The organism is Marinomonas spartinae, from assembly GCF_900089775.1.
Taxonomy (GTDB): domain Bacteria; phylum Pseudomonadota; class Gammaproteobacteria; order Pseudomonadales; family Marinomonadaceae; genus Marinomonas; species Marinomonas spartinae.
On record NZ_FLOB01000005.1, the window covers coordinates 118,820 to 136,587 of the forward strand.

General features: G+C 41.7%; 19 protein-coding genes. 18 read left to right on the forward strand and 1 reads right to left on the reverse strand.

Translation table 11 applies throughout. The features are described 5' to 3' along the window. The first annotated feature begins 38 nt into the window (after positions 1-38). From MSP8886_RS12330 to MSP8886_RS12385, 12 genes are all read left to right on the forward strand, one after another. Entirely contained in the window at positions 39-1,886 is a 1,848-nt protein-coding gene (locus tag MSP8886_RS12330; protein WP_067016832.1) for a M3 family metallopeptidase, read from the forward strand. 94 nt (positions 1,887-1,980) lie between these two features. Next, complete coding sequence (locus tag MSP8886_RS12335; protein ID WP_067016835.1) at positions 1,981-2,766, forward strand: GNAT family N-acetyltransferase; 786 nt, start codon at positions 1,981-1,983, stop codon at positions 2,764-2,766. A 276-nt stretch (positions 2,767-3,042) separates the two neighbouring features. Then, positions 3,043-3,531, forward strand: coding sequence for a DoxX family membrane protein (locus MSP8886_RS12340; protein WP_067016837.1), 489 nt, complete (start codon positions 3,043-3,045; stop codon positions 3,529-3,531). Positions 3,532-3,689: 158 nt separating this feature from the next. After that, positions 3,690-4,250 (forward strand): nucleotidyltransferase family protein, encoded by a 561-nt coding sequence (locus MSP8886_RS12345; RefSeq protein ID WP_067016839.1) that lies wholly within the window; start codon positions 3,690-3,692, stop codon positions 4,248-4,250. A gap of 414 nt (positions 4,251-4,664) precedes the next feature. Then, a complete protein-coding gene (locus MSP8886_RS12350) occupies positions 4,665-5,294 on the forward strand; it encodes a TetR/AcrR family transcriptional regulator (protein ID WP_067016841.1) in 630 nt (209 codons plus the stop codon). Beyond that, positions 5,278-8,733 carry an acyl-[ACP]--phospholipid O-acyltransferase gene (locus MSP8886_RS12355; RefSeq protein WP_067016843.1) on the forward strand — a complete coding sequence of 1,152 codons (3,456 nt, stop codon included), beginning with the start codon at positions 5,278-5,280 and terminating at the stop codon, positions 8,731-8,733. Before MSP8886_RS12350 ends, MSP8886_RS12355 begins: the two co-directional genes overlap by 17 nt. A gap of 117 nt (positions 8,734-8,850) precedes the next feature. Then, the gene (locus MSP8886_RS12360; RefSeq protein WP_067016845.1) at positions 8,851-9,261 is read left to right on the forward strand and encodes a hypothetical protein; all 411 of its coding nucleotides are present in this window, start codon (positions 8,851-8,853) and stop codon (positions 9,259-9,261) included. 45 nt (positions 9,262-9,306) lie between these two features. After that, entirely contained in the window at positions 9,307-10,407 is a 1,101-nt protein-coding gene (locus MSP8886_RS12365) for a DKNYY domain-containing protein (protein ID WP_067016846.1), read from the forward strand. A 29-nt stretch (positions 10,408-10,436) separates the two neighbouring features. After that, positions 10,437-10,883, forward strand: coding sequence for a GNAT family N-acetyltransferase (locus MSP8886_RS12370; protein WP_067016848.1), 447 nt, complete (start codon positions 10,437-10,439; stop codon positions 10,881-10,883). A 37-nt stretch (positions 10,884-10,920) separates the two neighbouring features. Beyond that, the gene (locus tag MSP8886_RS12375; RefSeq protein ID WP_067016850.1) at positions 10,921-11,355 is read left to right on the forward strand and encodes a GNAT family N-acetyltransferase; all 435 of its coding nucleotides are present in this window, start codon (positions 10,921-10,923) and stop codon (positions 11,353-11,355) included. Positions 11,356-11,425: 70 nt separating this feature from the next. Continuing rightward, on the forward strand, positions 11,426-11,785 hold the full coding sequence (locus MSP8886_RS12380) for a VOC family protein (RefSeq protein ID WP_067016852.1): 360 nt from the start codon (positions 11,426-11,428) through the stop codon (positions 11,783-11,785). 81 nt (positions 11,786-11,866) lie between these two features. Further along, on the forward strand, positions 11,867-12,232 hold the full coding sequence (locus MSP8886_RS12385) for a GNAT family N-acetyltransferase (RefSeq protein WP_217491100.1): 366 nt from the start codon (positions 11,867-11,869) through the stop codon (positions 12,230-12,232). Between the two features lie 37 nt (positions 12,233-12,269). Here MSP8886_RS12385 and MSP8886_RS12390 read toward each other — a convergent pair whose 3' ends face one another. Then, positions 12,270-12,755, reverse strand: coding sequence for a DUF2938 domain-containing protein (locus tag MSP8886_RS12390; RefSeq protein ID WP_067016854.1), 486 nt, complete (start codon positions 12,753-12,755; stop codon positions 12,270-12,272). A 727-nt stretch (positions 12,756-13,482) separates the two neighbouring features. Between MSP8886_RS12390 and MSP8886_RS12395 the strand changes: the two genes are divergently transcribed. From MSP8886_RS12395 to MSP8886_RS12420, 6 genes are all read left to right on the forward strand, one after another. Then, positions 13,483-14,967, forward strand: coding sequence for an endo-1,4-beta-xylanase (locus MSP8886_RS12395; RefSeq protein WP_067016856.1), 1,485 nt, complete (start codon positions 13,483-13,485; stop codon positions 14,965-14,967). 331 nt (positions 14,968-15,298) lie between these two features. After that, positions 15,299-15,721, forward strand: a complete 423-nt coding sequence (locus MSP8886_RS12400) for a helix-turn-helix domain-containing protein (protein WP_067016857.1) — start codon at positions 15,299-15,301, stop codon at positions 15,719-15,721. Positions 15,722-15,764: 43 nt separating this feature from the next. Continuing rightward, on the forward strand, positions 15,765-16,385 hold the full coding sequence (locus MSP8886_RS12405; protein ID WP_067016859.1) for a nucleotidyltransferase domain-containing protein: 621 nt from the start codon (positions 15,765-15,767) through the stop codon (positions 16,383-16,385). A gap of 34 nt (positions 16,386-16,419) precedes the next feature. Beyond that, positions 16,420-16,956 carry an NADPH-dependent FMN reductase gene (locus MSP8886_RS12410; RefSeq protein WP_067016861.1) on the forward strand — a complete coding sequence of 179 codons (537 nt, stop codon included), beginning with the start codon at positions 16,420-16,422 and terminating at the stop codon, positions 16,954-16,956. A gap of 23 nt (positions 16,957-16,979) precedes the next feature. Beyond that, a complete protein-coding gene (locus tag MSP8886_RS12415) occupies positions 16,980-17,396 on the forward strand; it encodes a hypothetical protein (protein ID WP_067016864.1) in 417 nt (138 codons plus the stop codon). After that, positions 17,397-17,717 (forward strand): antibiotic biosynthesis monooxygenase family protein, encoded by a 321-nt coding sequence (locus MSP8886_RS12420; RefSeq protein WP_067016865.1) that lies wholly within the window; start codon positions 17,397-17,399, stop codon positions 17,715-17,717. It begins immediately after the preceding gene. Positions 17,718-17,768: the final 51 nt, after the last annotated feature.

Here is a 17,768-nt window from a genome sequence, read left to right on the forward strand (position 1 = left end):
CGGCAGCTACCGATACATACATATTATTAAGGACTACCATGACGTCAACTGACTATCTTAATCAGCTCAACCAAGAATATCTTACTATTCATCGTGTTAAAGAAGATTTCTTCTGGGACACCTACATGGGCATCAGTGATGACAACGATGGCGCCACTCAAGCTCAAACAAAGTGGACGCATTTCTTAAGCGATGCCAAGCATATTGACGCGATTAAAGCACAGCTTATCGAAGCAGAAGCGATCAGTGACAGTGACGAAAAAGCACAGACGGTAACCGGCTTGAAGGGTTGGCTGGCCATGTTTGAGTCACATGCGATTTCCTCTCCTGAAGCACAAGCGCTACAAAATCACCTTATCCAGCTTGAAGCGAAACTGTTTGAGAAAAAACAGCAACACGTGATGACTTATCAAGACGAAAACGGCCATGAGGTAGAAGCCTCGTTAGTGGCGATTCGGTCTGTGATTCACTCCAATAGCAATGAAGGCGTGCGACAAAGTGCTCATCAAGCCTTGTTGGATTTAGAGCTATGGATATTGGGCAATGGCTTTATTGAATTGGTCAAACTGCGCAATGAGTTTGCTCGTTCTTTGGGGTTTGATAGCTTTTTTGATTACTCGGTTCGCAAAGGCGAACGTATGTCCAGTGACGAATTGTTTGCTATTTTGGACGATTTTGAACAGCGTACTCGTGAACGCAACTTACAAAGTCTACAAACGTTGGGAGAAGAAAAGGGCGAGTCTGCCCTATTAGGTCATAACTTCTCTTACGCCTATGCGGGCGATGCGATGCGCGAGTTGGATCCCTATGTGCCGTTCTCCCAATCATTGCGTCGTTGGGTTGAGTCTTTTGGTCGCCTTAATATTGATTACTCTGGCGCTGAGTTAACCTTGGATTTATTAGACCGCAAAGGCAAATATCCTAATGGGTTTTGTCACGCGCCTATTCCTGCTTTCTACGATCAAAGCAAATGGATAGCAGGTAAAGTGAACTTCACCAGTAATGCCAAACCGGACCAGGTGGGCAGTGGCTTCGATGGCATCAATACCTTGTTTCACGAAGGCGGACACGCGGCGCATTTTGCAAATGTAAAAATGAACGCGCCTTGCTTCTCTCAAGAGTTTGCGCCAACCTCAATGGCCTATGCGGAAACCCAATCGATGTTTTGCGATAGCCTACTGAACGATGCCGATTGGCTAAAAACCTATGCGAAAAATGCGCAAAGCCAGGTGATTCCTGATGATGTGATCAAAGCTATGGTGACCAGTAGCCAACCTTTTAAAGCCTACGAAGAGCGTAGTATTTTAGTTGTTCCTTATTTTGAGCGGGCGCTTTATCAACTCAGCGACGAAGAGCTAACACCAGAGCATATTACTCAATTAGCACGCGATACTGAGAAACGCATTTTGGGGCTTACTTGTAGCCCTCGACCACTTCTGTCTATTCCGCATTTGCTATCGGATGAGTCGGCCTGTGCCTACCATGGTTATTTGTTGGCACATATGGCGGTGTACCAAACTCGTGCTTACTTTGTATCCGAGTTCGGTTACCTGAGCGATAACCCACAAATTGGCCCGCTGTTAGCCAAGCATTATTGGCATTGCGGTAACAGTCAGACTCATAATGAGACGATTAAAGCGCTCACTGGCGAAGGGTTTAACGCAAAATATTTGGCGGACGAATGTAACTTAACGGTTGGGCAAGCTTGGCAAGCTCAGCAAGAAAAAATGGCTCATCTTGAACAACGTGAGTTATCCTCACCAGCTTCCTTGAATGCTAATATTCGTGTGGTCGATGGTGAGCGTGAATTGGCTTCAAACCAAGAGTCAGACCTGCAATTGTGTGAGCAGTTTGAAGGCTATATCGCAGAACAATACGGCTGCTAATAACAGGAATGGTCAGCCTTTCAGAATCAAATAAAATGGTATTCTGAAGGGCTGATGATGCTTTTGGTTATACCGTTTAACAATAAGGAAATGAATGATCCCTCAAACAGTAAAAGACGCTTTTACATCGTATTTTCGCTTTAATAATGAACGTACTTTATCTACAGATCTGCCGAGTGAACTGAGTATTATTGAGTCAGATAATGTTACCGCTTATGTGGATAAAACGCGTCGTTATGATAACCAAATTGTGATCCATGATGTTTGTAAAATAGACAAGCTAGAACAAATTTTAAACCTATATAGCTCAGAATTCTCTCCTGAAATCAGTCTAGAACCAAAAGCGCAGAATGCGGAGATTCATTCGTTTTTGCAAAGTAAGGGATTCCATCAAGAGTTTTTACATGAGTTTTTGTATTTACTCCCCAAGAGCGGTCAATCATTACCCTCTCATTCAAACACCATCAATATTGAACGATGGGAAGGTGACCAAGTGAATGACTTTTTGACGTTGTTAAAAACCTCTGGTTTACAATGTACGGCTGAGGTTTGGCAAGAAAAGCGTCATTTGTATTGCACTGATACATTCCGTTGTTTTGTTGCCAGTGTGGATGGCGTGCCTTGTGCTTGGGCCACCACCTTCATAGATGGAGAAGTGGCCACGCTGGCGAATGCTTATACACAAGAAGCGTTCAGAGGGAAAGGCTGCCAGACAGCGTTACTCCATGCCCGCATTGAGGATGCAGTTGAGCAGGGAGCTAGCCTGTTATTAACCGATGTTATGCCAGACAGTGTGAGCAGTAGAAACTGTCAGACAGTTGGCTTTGTAACCGATTGCGTGAAAGAAGTGTGGTGTATTGAGGAGTCGCTCTTTCTATGAGTATGTTAGCAATAGTAACGCAAAGATGTGTGGTTAAAAAACATCAGTCAGTTTTTATTAATGAATATGCATATATTTAATAAGATTAAGAATATATCATCTATTAAGATGATGTCTTTTTTATTTTAATTGGCTTAATCGATTTTTAATTGATTAAGCCAATTAAAATGTCATAAAAGATATTTTTTATTCCATGCCGTAAATTGACTTATATCAATTTTTTATTATTCCAATATAAATATACTGTTAACACCAAATTTAAAAAGGAGTGTTGATATGTCTGATATAGTTAGTAAACGGTTTCTTCTTGCTTTACGTTTAGGAATGGCTTGGACGTTTTTATATGCTTGTACTCATCAAGTATTTGTTCCCAACTTTAGTATCGTTGGTTTTTTAAATAGTACGAAGACCTTTCATGGTTTCTTCTCTTACTTCACAGGGCCTGTCATTGCGCCTATCGTGTCGTTTATGGTGGCTTATGGCCACTTAGCGATTGGTTTGTCTTTGCTTTTTGGTGTATTTGTGCGTATCAGTGCACCTATTGGGGCTTTGGTTCTATTCATGTATTGGATGGCAAATATGAATTTTCCATATGTTGTTAATCACGAAAACTTTATTATTGATTCACATATTATCTATTGTATTGTATTAATTATGTTAGCGGTGAAAAAAGCAGGTCACTATTACGGGTTGGATAATGTTTTAGCTCAGACAGATTTGTTTAAAAACGGATCGCTTTCTAAACTTAAACCTGTTGTAGGGTAATAGGGTAAACATCCAAAAGCTTATTATATGGTGCATTGTAAAATAGGTTTCAATGTGTCATATAATAAAAGTCAATCAAAGGGAATGTTGTTGAAACTTTTCTAATTAAAAGATAATCTCTTCAGGTTTTTATTTAAAGCAGGAAGTGTATTTTTAATATGAAGCATGAACAGCAGGTAATTAGCTGGCTTGAGCAAGATGAAATGCGTATGGACGCCTTGCGCATCGCCCAGCAAGTTGGACTGAATGATTGGTGTATCGGTGCTGGTTTTGTGAGAAATTTAATCTGGGATAAGCTCCATGGTTATGCACATACGACCTCATTGAATGATCTGGATTTAATCTATTTTGACCCAGTAAACATCAGTGTCGAAGCAGACGAGCGTATTGAAAAAGAGTTGACCTCTCATTCTGTTTTACCATGGTCTGTTAAGAACCAAGCTCGTATGCATTGTCGTAATAACGACGCACCTTATCGGTCAACCTGTCATGCCATGAGTTATTGGGTCGAGCTAGAAACGGCTATAGGGGCTCGGTTATCTTCTTTAGGTCAGGTAGAGCTGGTGGCTCCTTTTGGGGTCGATGTGTTGTTTAGAAAGAACATTACTATGAACCCTGATCGTCTTAAACCGATTGATTTTGATCAGCGTATTAATAGTAAGCGTTGGTTGCAGTTGTGGCCAGATCTCACCGTTGTGCGGCCTAAGATCAAAGTGTGATCGAGCGTTCGAAACCATCGCGTAATCTTCTCTATTTGCCAATTTTTTGTCTAATAATGAAAGGGGGTTATCACTCTCTCTTTCTAACCCTAAATAGAGGACAAATCGCCAAGTAACAGAATCAAGCTTCATAGGGCTGTTGGCATCGCCATACCAGATAGTGTTGAGAAAAGCGCGCCGCTAGCAAGCAGTGGATTCGTTATTAGCTTACTTACGAAAATAGCCCCCAATGTCCATATAATTAAGACACCATAGATAATGATAATCAATACATATTGATATGAGAGGTTCACAATAACTTAATTGAGAATGGTAATGTGCCAGAGTTTTGTTTTTAGTGAGTTCTATTGACTTATTAAACGCTGTTCATTATATTTATTGAACACTGTTTAATAATGGTTTCAGGGAGAACAAATGGCTCGCCGTAACGATCATAGTCGAGAAGAATTAAAGGAGTTGGCACTAACTGCTGGCGAACAGCTAATAGATGAAGAGGGTATTCATGCGCTGTCAGCGCGTAAGATCGCCCAGAGGATTGGCTATTCTGCTGGCGCATTGTATCTGGTTTTTACCAATTTGGACGATCTATGTTGGCATATCAATGGCCGAACTATGGCGATGTTGAATACTCTGCTGTCAGCTCAAATTGAACAAGAGAAAGTAAACCGTCCACCTCAAGAAGCCTTGCGTCTTATCGCAAAAACCTATCTTAACTTTTCCGCTGAGTGGCCTAATCGTTGGGCGTTGATGTTTGAACATCATACTCCGGAAAGTATTATTTGCCCTGATTGGTTAATTCATGCGGTTAACCAATTGTTCGGTTTTGTTCAAGCGCCGTTGCGTCAATTAGCACCCAATGTCAATGACGAATCACTACAGCTTGCAGTGCGTACCCTATGGTGTGGGGTTCATGGTATCGCTGCGCTGAGTTCCCGAGGTAAGCTATTTCTTGAAGGGGATCAAACGGATGCATTGATTGATAACTTATTGACTCATTATCTAACTAATTGGATTCAGGAGAGCACCAATGAACAGTTTGTATAAGGTTCGCGGTTTTGCTGCTTTTATTAGTGTGGCTTTTCTCAATAGCTTTGTAGATTTAGGCCACAAAATTATTATTCAGAATACTTTGTTTAAAAGTTACGATGGCAGTCATCAAGTTTTATTGACGGCATTAGTCAATGCCTTAGTGTTATTACCCTATATCTTATTAGTGACTCCTGCTGGCTTTTTATCTGATCGATATAAGAAAAAACGCGTGATGCAAATGTCTGCTGCCATCGCGATTCTTATCACTCTCATGATAACGTGGTGTTATTACCATGGGCGCTTTATAGAGGCTTTTGCCTTTACCTTTATTTTGGGGCTACAAAGTGCCATTTATTCCCCTGCTAAATATGGCTATATACGTGAAATGGCGGGAGTGAACCGCTTAAGTGAAGGCAATGGCTGGATCCAAGGGGTCACCATGATTGCTATCTTAAGTGGTATTGTGGTCTTTTCTGCTTTATTTGAACTCTTGCTACCAATGCAGAGCATGTATTCTCCTGATAGTGTATTCAGTGCTATTGCGCCATTAGGCTGGTTGCTTGTTATCGGATCCTGTTTTGAGTTTTATTTGACATTGCGCTTACCGGAAGGGAATGCAGTGACCTCGTCTGAGGCGTTCAACTGGTCTAACTATGCCCATGGTCGCACGTTAAAACAGAATATATCCTTGCTGGGTAAGCATAAGGCTATTTGGCAATCAATTCTTGGTTTGACATTGTTTTGGTCTATAAGTCAGGTGCTACTAGCCGTTTTTCCCGCTTATAGCAAAGAGCATTTGGGAATGACTAACGCCTTTGTTATTCAAGCAACTATTGCTGTGTCCGGCATAGGGGTTTTATTGGGCTCTATGTGGGCCAACAGCATGTCACGCAATCAAATCAATTTATCTCTTATTCCGGTTGGGATCGCGGGGGTGACCCTTGGTGCCTTTATCATCCCAATGGCACACTCTTTTCTTATCTTGGCCTGTGCTTTTTTTATCATCGGTCTGTTTGGGGCTATGTTTAGTGTGCCATTAAATGCGTTGATTCAGTTCCACGCTAAGAATGATCAGCTAGGCCGCACCTTGGCGGGCAGCAATTATATTCAAAACATCGGTATGTTGGCCTTTTTAGGTCTCACTATTGTCTTTTCACTTACCGATCTGGATGTAAGTTACCTGCTGTGGGGATTGGGATTCATTGTTTTAGCTGGGACGTTAATCGTCATTCACATACTTCCAGAAGCCTTACTCCGTGGTGTTATGGCCATTATTCTTGCCCGTAAATATCGGCTTAATGTGCTTGGTTTAGAGCATTTAAAGCAGTCAGGTCAGGGTGTTTTGTTACTGGGTAACCACATCAGTTGGTTGGATTGGGCTATGGTGCAAATGGCCTGCCCACGTCATGTGCATTTTGTAATGGATAGAGGTATTTACCAGCGTTGGTATTTGAAGTGGTTTTTTGATCGCTATAAGGTGATTCCTATTTCCGGTGGGCAAAGTCGTCAGGCTTTAGAACAAGTGACTGAGTTACTTAACCAAGGTGAAGTGGTGTGTTTGTTTCCAGAGGGGGCGATCAGCCATTTGGGGCAACTTGGCGAATTTAAGCACGGTTTTGAGCGCGCTTGCGCAGACGCAAAAGGTGTCATTGTGCCTTTTTATCTACGGGGTATGTGGGGGAGTGTCTTTTCCCGCTCATCGCAAAAACTGTCTCAGTTGAGAAAAAGTGGTCTGAAACGAGATGTGACCATCGCGTTTGGTGCGCCTATGGATATTCATTCCACAGCGGAGATGGTGAAGCAAAAGGTATTTGAGATGTCAGTGACGAGCTGGAACGATTATACCGATACGCTTGAGCCCTTAGCCCATTCGTGGATTCGTACTGCGAAAGCAAAACCAACAGATTGGGCCGTTGTTGACAGTAAAGGTGAACCATTGGGCCACCAAAAACTACTGACCATGACCGCATTATTGCAACGTCGCATTAAAAAACTTCCAGGGAAAAATCTTGGCCTACTTGTGCCAACGTCTTCTCCTGGCGTAGCGGCTAATATGGCCGCATTAATGGCAGGTAAGACGATAGTAAACATTAACTATACGTCCACACCTGAAGCGCAGCTTCATGCCGTAAAACAGGCGGATATTCAGAGTTTTGTCACCGCCCATCGTTTTATTCAGCAGTTAGAAAAGCGTGGCATTGATTGTCAGGCATTATTGGCGGGTAAAAATGTTATTTACCTAGAAGATTTCCATAAAGAGCTGAGTAAAGTCGAGGCGGTGAGTACCGCTGTTATGGCGGCACTATTGCCCACCAGTTGGTTGCAGTGGTTATGGTGTTCCCATTGCGAGTTAGATGATGCCGCTGCGATTTTGTTTTCATCGGGCAGTGAAGGTACGCCTAAAGGAGTGGTGTTAAGCCATAGGAATATTATGGCGAATATTCGCCAAGTGTCTGATGTGTTAAATGTGCGCGACAATGACCGAATTATGGCCACATTACCACTGTTTCATGCTTTTGGTCTAACTGTCACGGGGTTATTACCATTGCTTGAAGGCGTTCCCGCGATTTGCCATCCCGATCCTACCGACGGTTTAAACATTGCCAAGGCAGTAACGAAACATGAAGCGACTTTGATGTGTGCTACGTCAACCTTTTTACGGCTGTACACCCGTAATCGTCGTATTCATCCTCTTATGTTCAGTAGTTTGCGAGCTGTCGTAAGCGGTGCAGAGAAATTGGACCCACAAGTAAGAGATGCTTTCAGTCAGCGGTTTGGTAAAACGATCTTAGAAGGCTATGGCACGACGGAAACCACACCGGTGGCCAGTGTGAATCTGCCAGGCTACATTAATCGTGATACGGCTCAAGTGCAGGAAGCGGCTCGTACTGGGACGGTCGGTATGGCATTACCAGGCACAACCTTCCGTATTGTTGATCCGAATTCATTAGAAGCGTTGCCCGTTGGAGAAGATGGACTGATTCTGATTGGTGGAGCGCAAATTATGAAAGGCTACTTAGAGGATCCAGAAAAAACCGCTGATGTGATTGTCGAAATGGATGGATTGCGCTGGTACAAAACAGGGGATAAAGGACACTTAGATGAAGACGGTTATTTAACTGTGGTGGATCGCTATTCACGTTTTGCCAAGTTAGGCGGAGAGATGGTTAGCTTAGGTGCGGTGGAACAGCAGATTCGGACAATTCTACAGTCGACTGACTTATCCATGGTGGCAGTGAATGTGCCTGATGAGAAAAAAGGTGAAAGGGTTATCTTACTGGTGGATGATGACGCGAACCCAGAGGATATCCGCCAGTCTTTGATCGAGGCGAAAATGCCTGCTTTGATGATGCCCAGCGAGATTATTCAAGTCGATGAGTTGCCTATTTTAGGAAGCGGCAAACTCGACTTTAAAGCCGCTAAGCAATTAGCATTGGAGAAAGCTAAAGGGTAACAGTGTGTTTCACTCGGCTCGCTTTGACTGGGCGGGCCGAGTGATGATGCTTATTGGAATGTATTTACATGATGTTGGACATCATTTTATAGGGTAATTCTATAATAGGAAGTTGAAATGAAAAAAATCTATACAGCTAAGCAAATGATGTGGGGCAGTTTTTTGGGCGGTCCAGTTGCCGCAATCTACTTTTTGACAACTGGGTTTGATGCAATCGGGCGCCGCGATTTTGCGAAGCGGTCTTTGTTGATCGGTATTGCTGCTATGTTTGCCCTTATTTTTCTGAGCCCTTATATACCTGATAGTGTGCCCAGTGCTACTTTCTCTATTTTATTTGCCGCACCAGTTGCCGTGCTATCCAAAGACTACTTTTTAACGAAAATGCAAATAGAAAAATCAACAGAATTTTACCTTCAATCTACTTGGAAAGTGTTTGGTATTATTATTCTATCGGTTTTTCTTTATGTGATTATTTCTATCGTTTGCTTTTATTTTTTCGAGTCAATTGGACTGATCAATATAGAGTAATTATTTTCATTATTTTGTATTGCTTAAAGGAATAAGGAGTGACTAATGAGTATCGTGATTAATATAATTATTACATTTTTTATTTTATTTTGGCCTGGTATATTAATGATGTCGCCAATGATTTTTGATGCGCCAGGTTCAGAGAACGACCAAGGAAAGGTTTTAGGATGTGTTTTATTTATGTCTTACCCTGTAATTATTTTTTTAATTCTAGGTGCATTTGGCGGACACTACTTTGGCCTAAATCCTTTCATTCTCTCTGGAGTTTGTCTATTGATTGTCTCGCTCTTTTTCTTCTTGTTTGGTTATACGGAAATGGTCGTGAATGTGATTAGAGGAGTCCCTAATTCGGGTTATGGTGTTGTAAGAGATAAGGTATATTATAATGGTTGCCAAATAATTGAAGCGGACCCTCTCACCTTCAAAATGTTTAAAAAAGAAGATTATCAATATGAACATAGTGCTAGTTTATATGCTACCGATAAGAATTATTTCTATTATAGAGGTGTCAAAATCCCCGATGTCAGTGTCGATAACTTACGTGGAAAAATCGTTGCCGATGATCTCTACTGGCTCAATGATCAGTATGTTATAAAACACGGAAAAATATTAGAACACCGTGATCCCAACACGTTTGGTGGTTATGAAAACAGCGCCCATTGGACTTATGCAAAGGATGGTCAGTATTACAAGCTCTACTATAATGATAGGTTGGTTGAAGCGGCTGATTTTAATACTTTTACCCCTTTATCTGAACCATTTGCAAAAGATAATAATATCGTCTTTTATAACGATAACCCTATCGAACTAAAAGTAGATGTTCATAGCTTTGACGTGCTTCCGATATATGGGTTTGCTAAAGATAAAGATTATTTGTATTGCTTTAGTCCAGAGAATGAGCAAAGGGTAGAAGCGGCGGATTCGAATACTTTTGAGGAAATTGGTGGACGATATTATAAAGATAAACATAAAGTTTATTATCGCAATGAAGAAGAAATAACGGTTGTCGAGCAAGCGAATCCTGATGTATTCCAGTTAGTCCATTACCACGAGTCGAAAGACTATGACGCGAAAGATAATCAGCAATGTTACCAAAATGGAAAGGCCTTCCGTTGCGACCCGCTTCAAGAGAGCATAACTGATTAAAAGAGTTCTTTGATTTAACTGGAGTAATCATGGACTATGTTCAGGTGCAAGCAGATATGATCCCTATCGCATTACTGCTTGAGGCGGATCCATCGGAAGAAAACATACACTCTTATCTGCATCACTCTATGTGTTTTGTTGCGAAAGATACTCATCAGGTGGTTGCTGCCTCTATTGTGCAGAGAAAGTCGGATGCGTTAGCGGAAATACTCAATGTATCGGTTTTAGCAAGCCACCAGAGGCAGGGAATCGGTTCTCAATTGTTACAATTTTCCTTGTCACAGTTGAAAGCCAAAGGTGTCTTTCGTGTGGAGTTAGGGACAGGTGCTTTTGGTTATCCATTAATTTATTATCAACGATTAGGGTTTCGTGTTGATGCTGTCATCAAAGATTACTTTCTTGAGCACTATTCTGAACCTATTTACGAGTATGGAATACGCCATAAAGATATGTTGAGGTTGTCTATAGACCTTTAAATAAAGGGTATTTACCGTGTCGCTGTTGGAGTGAGACATGATCGTTATTAGAGAAATGACCATAGCAGACTATGACTCTGTTATTGAACTGTGGCGCCAGACGGAAAGCATGTCGTTACGAGAGGCTGATTCACGCGAGAGTATTGAGCGCTATCTTAATCGCAATACAGGGCTGAGCTTTGTGGCGGTGAATGAGGATGAGGTGGTCGGTGCTGTATTGGTGGGAACCGATGGGCGACGTGGCTACTTGCAGCATCTTGCTGTTTCGTTGCCACTGCGTGGTCAAAAAATTGGCCAAGCGCTCGTGGATAAGTCGATTAAAGCATTGGCATTGATTGGTATTCATAAAACCCATCTATTTGTTCACAACGACAATCTAAATGCTCAAGGCTTTTATGAAATGCTTGGGTGGTTTCCTCGGGATGAAGTTCGCATGTATTCCTTTAATAGCTCTATGAGTTGTAATGTATAGCTGACTTTTTATTCGTTTATTAGGGAAAGAAACTTTTACACAGCAGGTGTGTAAAGGTCTCGGAGAGAATATGACACCTACTGCAATATTAGTGCATGTACCCGATGTACCATTAGGTTTGGCTTGGTATCAAAAGGCTTTCCCTCAGGCGGTACCTAAGTATTTAGCCGATTTTGACTTTACCATTTTGGATATCAATGGCTTTTCGCTAGAAATTGTTTTGGCCGATGAAAAGGTTGGAGCGGGAAAGTCGGGAACTGTTCTGTATTGGTCTGTTGACTCCCTTGAAGCATCCTTGAGGCATTTTGAATCCTTAGGGGCGAGTGTATACCGTGGTCCAATGGCAATAGAGAGCGGCTTTGGCATGTGCCAGGTAGCGGATCCTTTTGGTAACCTCATTGGCTTACGAGGTAAGTGGCAAGTCTGTTAATACATTGAAGGGCGTTATATGGAATACACACAAGCGGTTCAAGAAGATGGTTATTAGTTAGCTGAAGTTCGGACTTTAGCGATGCGACCAGGCCTCGAAGTATTAGGTCGTTTTGATGAAAAGCGAGTGAGAAGCCGTTTTCTAGAGACCTTCACGCCGAGTGATACGTTCAAAATAGTGGATGATGAGACGTTATTGGGCTTCTTTGTGGTACGCGTCAAAGCAGACCATCATTACTTGGATCATCTGTATATCAAGCCAGAGCATCAAGGTAGAGCACTTGGTAAATTGGTGCTTCAAAAGATTGTTTCAATGGCTCATAAAAAAGGGTTGCCTGTTCGGTTAGGTGCGCTTAAAGGCAGCCGCTCCAATGATTTTTATATCAATAATGGCTTTATAAAAACACATGAAGAAGAATTTGATATTTATTATGAGAGCCCAGCTTAGCAAGAGAAACTGGGCTCTGTACCTATGTTGTTTCTCATTAATTCTGCAATAAATGAGAGAGCCAGCCTGAACCATAAAGACCAAGACCAAACACCGTATGAATGGCAAGGCTATGTATACGAGTAATCGTTGGTCTTGGTGTTTTTGATGCCGCAATACCTGCGCCCATGCAAGGCTGCATCACTAAAAAGGGGAGTGTAACGGTCGCGACACCAACCAACAAAGCGGGTATTAGGGTTGGTCTGTTTAGCCATTCGCTTCCCCATATTACTATTAGTAATGCTGAAAAAAGGATTCCCGTTAGGTAATGGGCCGTCCATCCTAGAGTACGTTCACTTTTTATTGGTGGTGACGTCGCTATGTTCTGATGCAGAAGGCGTCCATTTCTCATGGCGCCTATCCATCTCCCTAAAAAGTCATAGTTTACTGGTATACCGAAGAAAAATTGTCGAGTTAGTGCCCATAAATCCATGACAATTGTCGCGCCAACTCCAATGAAAATAATCCATACTATCTCGTTCATAACATATCTCCATAAATTGTTTTTCATCCGAGGTGGTGCTAGTTTACAACTTCAAGTCAGCTTGAAGTAAAGAGGATGTTTTTTGATATTTCTGAAGCGCCTAAACGCTCAAACATATCAGCTCGGCATATGCTATTAGGAAGATAAAAGGGTTAGTTGAGCGGGTACTTCGATGTTTAATGTGGCTTTCCGTTTTTAGTTAGACTTTTCTGGAATTTTTAAATAAATGGTATTTAATGCCTTAAGAGCAAAAAACAACATAAAAAATTAAAAAATCACGTTAGAGAGTAGCTCTTTCATAAAGTTTCAAGTTCGAAAAATAAAAAATACTTTTTATGGTTTTTGCATATTTTTCGAAACGTATCATAAAAAATAAACGAAAAATTCAACTGGTTGATTATCTTAAATATATCTCTAAAATACTCACTTTTTTAAAAATCTATATCCAATTTTATTAGCCTCAATTGTCAGCAAAACAAAAAGTCAATATAAATGTCTCACAAAAAAGTCAATGTAAATGTCTCACCTTGAAATAGATAGGGCTAATCAGAAAAGTTAAGATAATAATTAAGTTTTTATTAGTACTATTTTTATTTAGTACTATCTTTATATGTGACTTGATTTATATGTCGAGTCCATAGGTGAGCATTTTATCATGATATGCTCCGCTACAGGAGGTAGACACTGATAAATAGCGATATAAGCGATTAACGCGAAGGAGAGAACAATGAAGGGAATAAAACAACAAAAATGGTTGGGCTTTGGGAAATCTCATATCTACACAGTAAAGGCTTTGGTCGCTTTTACTGCCATGACAATGCCAGTTATGAGCATAGCGGCAGACAGCAGTGCTGTGGTGCCATCAGGTTTTGATGCGTACTATGCGTCTGCTTCATATACAGCAATAGCCAATAATGGTGACGTTGAAAACGGGTTAAGTGGGTGGTCGTCAATTGGAGGCAATATTTATCGTACGACTCAAGATAGCTATAGTGGTATGGCCAGTGTTCATATTTATAACCGTAATGCAACTTGGAATGGCGTCACGTTTAAACCTGCACCGTTAGTTAATGGGAAGCAATATAACGTATCGGTATGGGTGAAATTAGCACCTGGTGTCCAAAGTGCGAACATTATTCTAACAGGTAAGCGAACAGATGATGCTGATACCTCGACGAATAATGAGTATGTACGTATTGCCAGCGCAAGTGCTAATACTTATGGCTGGACTGAGTTGAAAGGCTCGTATACCCAATCGGGTACACCATTTCAATACTTTATTATTGAATCTGATAATAGTCAGGTCAGCTATTTTGTCGATGCCATGAAAGTTGAGGATATTGGTGGTGGTTCTGGTGATCCTGGTAATAACGGCAAAAAATTTGTCGGTAATATTACCACTTCTGGACAGGTTCGCGGTGATTTCTCTCAATATTGGGATCAGATAACACCAGAAAATGAAGGGAAATGGGGATCAGTTGAAAGAACACGTGATGTGTACAATTGGAGTGGTATTGATGCCGCTTACAATTATGCGAAACAACACAATATGCCATTTAAACAGCATACGTTTGTTTGGGGAAGTCAATATCCTGCTTGGATCGATAACTTGAGCCCATCAGAGCAAGCTGGTGAAATTGAGGAGTGGATTCGCGATTTTTGTAATCGCTATCCTGATGTTGCAATGATTGACGTTGTCAATGAAGCAACGCCAGGTCATGCTCCTGCTAAGTATGCCAGAAGCGCGTTTGGTAATGACTGGATCATTAAATCCTTCCAACTAGCCCATAAATATTGTCCGAATGCGACATTGATTCTCAATGATTATAATGTCCTTAGCTGGAATACCGATGAATTCATTCGGATGGCAAGACCTGCGGTACAAGCAGGGGTTGTCGATGCAATAGGTCTACAGTCTCATGGCTTAGAAGATTTCTCTGTATCTCAATTGCAAGAGAAGTTAAATAAAATCGCGGCTTTAGGGCTACCAATCTATATTTCTGAATATGACATCGCAAGATCAAATGATCAGGAACAACTGAATATTATGAAGCAGCAGTTCCCGTTATTTTATAACTCCGATGCTGTGGCAGGCATTACCCTTTGGGGATATGTTGTCGGCAAAACTTGGGTTGATGGTAGTGGCTTAATTTATGAAAATGGTGCACAACGTCCAGCAATGCAATGGCTAATGAATTACTTAGGCCGATAATTGGTACGTTAATCGATCTGTCTCGCGGTTATCATAATGATGGATCAATGTAGTGCCTTTTCAGCCCCTCAGGAATCATACTGAGGGGCTTTTTTACTATTCTTTCGCAAAAATTGAACCGCTTTAGTGGGCCTCAAGGCTGAGCGAGTGAAATGATGTGAATAATATCTTCCAGTACCGTTACCTTCTACTTGATGAGTAATTTTTTCGTTCCGCTCACGCATAAACCAACTGATATCCATTAAGCTCTGTCGATGGTCCTCGAAATTGTTTTTAGTCCGGTGTGGTGATAGTTTATAACTTCAAGTGAACTTGAAGAGAAGAGGACGTCATGGATATTTCTGAAGTAGCTAAACGTTCTAATATATCTGCGTCGGCATTGCGCTATTACGAAGAAAAAGGGTTAATTGAGTCGGTTGGACGTAGAGGGTTGCGCCGAGTGTTTCATAAAAATGTCCTAGATCGCTTAGCGCTGATTTCTCTTGGACGTGCCGCCGGCTTCTCATTGGATGACATTGCGCAAATGTTGAGTGCTAATTCACCGCCTCAAATAGACAGGCAAATGTTACTAGACAAGGCCGAGGAGCTCGATAGGTCCATTCGCAGGTTAACCTTAATGCGAGATGGACTGAAACACGCTGCGGTTTGTTCTGCCCCGAGTCATTTGGAGTGTCCAAAATTTCGACGTTTAATGGGACTCGCAGCCTCTGGGTTGATTGAACCCTCTAGTAAGACACCTGCGGGTAAAAAATGATGAAATCTGTATCTATTCAACAAGGTAAAGAGACTGCTATTTTATGGATAAACTGATTCGTTTAGCTGTTGAGGATCTGATAAAACGTTATCAGCCACATACCATTATTCTCTACGGCTCTAGAGCAAGGGGCGAGGCGACGCAGGCGAGTGATATTGATATCGCATGTTTTGTAGATAGCGATACAGAAACCAAAGAGGCGCGTTTGTTTCATGGCGTGTATTTGGACGCTTGGGTATATCCCTCTGAGAAGATGACCTTAGTCTCGGACGATGCATTGCGTTTTGGTGATGGCATCTGTTTATTGGATCAACGAGGCCTTGGTGGTCAGTACCTTGCGGCGATACAAGAGCGAATCGAGGCAGGGCCGGAGATATTAGATGAGACAGACCGTTCACATACTTTTGAATGGATCTCTAAAATGTTGTCTCGAATTGAATTAGATGACTTGGAAGGGAAATATCGACGCCATTGGTTGCAGTTTGAGTTATTAGAAATCTATTTTCAGCTTCGCGGGTTATGGTTTTTTGGCCCTAAGAAAAGCCTGCGTTATTTGCAAGAAAATGATGCCGTTGCTTATCAGTTATTTTACGATGTTTATGATGACCCTATGGATGTAGATCGATTGAAATTATTGGTTCAGTGTGTGGTTGGCAAGTCATAGGTTATTAATTGAATGGTAGGAAAGGATCGAAGGAATGAAAATACTCGCCTTATCAGGCAGTTTGCGTGAATGTTCTTATAATACGGCGGCACTTAAAGCCTTAGGTGAGCTTTCGCCTGATGATGTGATCGTGGAAATAGGTGAGATTAAAGCCCTTCCTTTGTTTAACCCTGATTTGGATGAGGCTCAGATTCCAGCACTACAGAGATTAAAAGCACAGCTTACGCAAGCCTCCGGTTTAATTATTGCTAGTCCAGAATACGCACACGGCATCAGTGGCCCCATGAAAAACGCATTGGACTGGTTGGTCAGCGGGGTAGAGTTTCCCTATAAGCCCATTATGTTGATTAATACCTCGCCACGAGCTAGTCACGGTTTGGCGGCTTTGCGGGAAGTATTAACGACTATGTCGGGTGTCATTATCGACAGTGCGTTTGTCTCGATTCCTTTATTAAGTAGCGAACTGGATAAAGAGGGGATTCTTGAAAATCCTGAATTATCAGGAATGCTAAAGGCCGGGCTGGAGGCATTTTTCTGCCAAATAAAGCGCTCTGGAGAGAGTGCTTTATAAAAAATCAATAATGGAGAGTGAGTTTGACTATTGTGATTCAAGAAGAAGCGACGGGCTGTGGCATTGCGTCAGTGGCGAATATTGTTGGCAAAACCTATTCACAAATGAAAGCAATCGCCAATGATTTAGGTATTTTTGCCTCAGATACCTCGCTCTGGTCTGATACGGGTTATGTTAGACGCATGTTGCTAGCATGCGGGGTGAAAGCCTCAGATAATGAAACACCATTTTTCTCTTGGGACGCCTTGCCGGATTTGGCGTTGTTAGCGATTAAGCATCATCAAAAAGACGGCAAGGATTTTGGGCATTGGGTTGTATTTAAGCGATTCAACGGTCAGCCTGTCGTTCTGGATTCTGCCAGTTATCTCCCCTCTAACAGTCGAACAGATTTTGCTGAAATGCAGCCAAAGTGGTTTATTGAAGTGGTTAAGGAGGTGTAAGTGATTGCTCGTGAATGGAAAGCCAAATGCCCAAAAATACATGAAGAAGGCTTCATTGCGTATTTATATGAAACAGGTGTAAAAGATACCGCTAAAACGGATGGCTTTCTTGGCGCTCAAATATTTAATCGTGATAGTAGTGAAGGGGCCGAAATCACCTTGATTACTTATTGGACGGATGTTGAGAGTATAAAAGCTTTTGCTGGTGAAGACATTGGGGTAGCAAAGCTCTACCCAGAAGACGATAAGTATGAGTTACAACCGGATCATTATGTAACCCATTATAACGTAAGAGAAAATACTTGGGTTAATGCAGATTAAGTTGCAGTCTATCAAAGGCGTGTTTTAAATGCTTCGAGAAGCAAATGTCGC

What these genes read in the sequence shown, in the direction of transcription:
- MSP8886_RS12365 (WP_067016846.1), top strand. Translation starts at nt 9,307, where the DNA reads ATGAGTATCGTGATTAATATAATTATTACATTTTTTATTTTATTTTGG.
- MSP8886_RS12380 (WP_067016852.1), top strand. Translation starts at nt 11,426, where the DNA reads ATGACACCTACTGCAATATTAGTGCATGTACCCGATGTACCATTAGGT.
- MSP8886_RS12405 (WP_067016859.1), top strand. Translation starts at nt 15,765, where the DNA reads ATGGATAAACTGATTCGTTTAGCTGTTGAGGATCTGATAAAACGTTAT.
- MSP8886_RS12350 (WP_067016841.1), top strand. Translation starts at nt 4,665, where the DNA reads ATGGCTCGCCGTAACGATCATAGTCGAGAAGAATTAAAGGAGTTGGCA.
- MSP8886_RS12390 (WP_067016854.1), bottom strand. Translation starts at nt 12,755, where the DNA reads ATGAACGAGATAGTATGGATTATTTTCATTGGAGTTGGCGCGACAATT.
- MSP8886_RS12340 (WP_067016837.1), top strand. Translation starts at nt 3,043, where the DNA reads ATGTCTGATATAGTTAGTAAACGGTTTCTTCTTGCTTTACGTTTAGGA.
- MSP8886_RS12410 (WP_067016861.1), top strand. Translation starts at nt 16,420, where the DNA reads ATGAAAATACTCGCCTTATCAGGCAGTTTGCGTGAATGTTCTTATAAT.
- MSP8886_RS12395 (WP_067016856.1), top strand. Translation starts at nt 13,483, where the DNA reads ATGAAGGGAATAAAACAACAAAAATGGTTGGGCTTTGGGAAATCTCAT.
- MSP8886_RS12370 (WP_067016848.1), top strand. Translation starts at nt 10,437, where the DNA reads ATGGACTATGTTCAGGTGCAAGCAGATATGATCCCTATCGCATTACTG.
- MSP8886_RS12385 (WP_217491100.1), top strand. Translation starts at nt 11,867, where the DNA reads ATGCGACCAGGCCTCGAAGTATTAGGTCGTTTTGATGAAAAGCGAGTG.
- MSP8886_RS12345 (WP_067016839.1), top strand. Translation starts at nt 3,690, where the DNA reads ATGAAGCATGAACAGCAGGTAATTAGCTGGCTTGAGCAAGATGAAATG.
- MSP8886_RS12355 (WP_067016843.1), top strand. Translation starts at nt 5,278, where the DNA reads ATGAACAGTTTGTATAAGGTTCGCGGTTTTGCTGCTTTTATTAGTGTG.
- MSP8886_RS12335 (WP_067016835.1), top strand. Translation starts at nt 1,981, where the DNA reads ATGATCCCTCAAACAGTAAAAGACGCTTTTACATCGTATTTTCGCTTT.
- MSP8886_RS12400 (WP_067016857.1), top strand. Translation starts at nt 15,299, where the DNA reads ATGGATATTTCTGAAGTAGCTAAACGTTCTAATATATCTGCGTCGGCA.
- MSP8886_RS12375 (WP_067016850.1), top strand. Translation starts at nt 10,921, where the DNA reads ATGATCGTTATTAGAGAAATGACCATAGCAGACTATGACTCTGTTATT.
- MSP8886_RS12360 (WP_067016845.1), top strand. Translation starts at nt 8,851, where the DNA reads ATGAAAAAAATCTATACAGCTAAGCAAATGATGTGGGGCAGTTTTTTG.
- MSP8886_RS12330 (WP_067016832.1), top strand. Translation starts at nt 39, where the DNA reads ATGACGTCAACTGACTATCTTAATCAGCTCAACCAAGAATATCTTACT.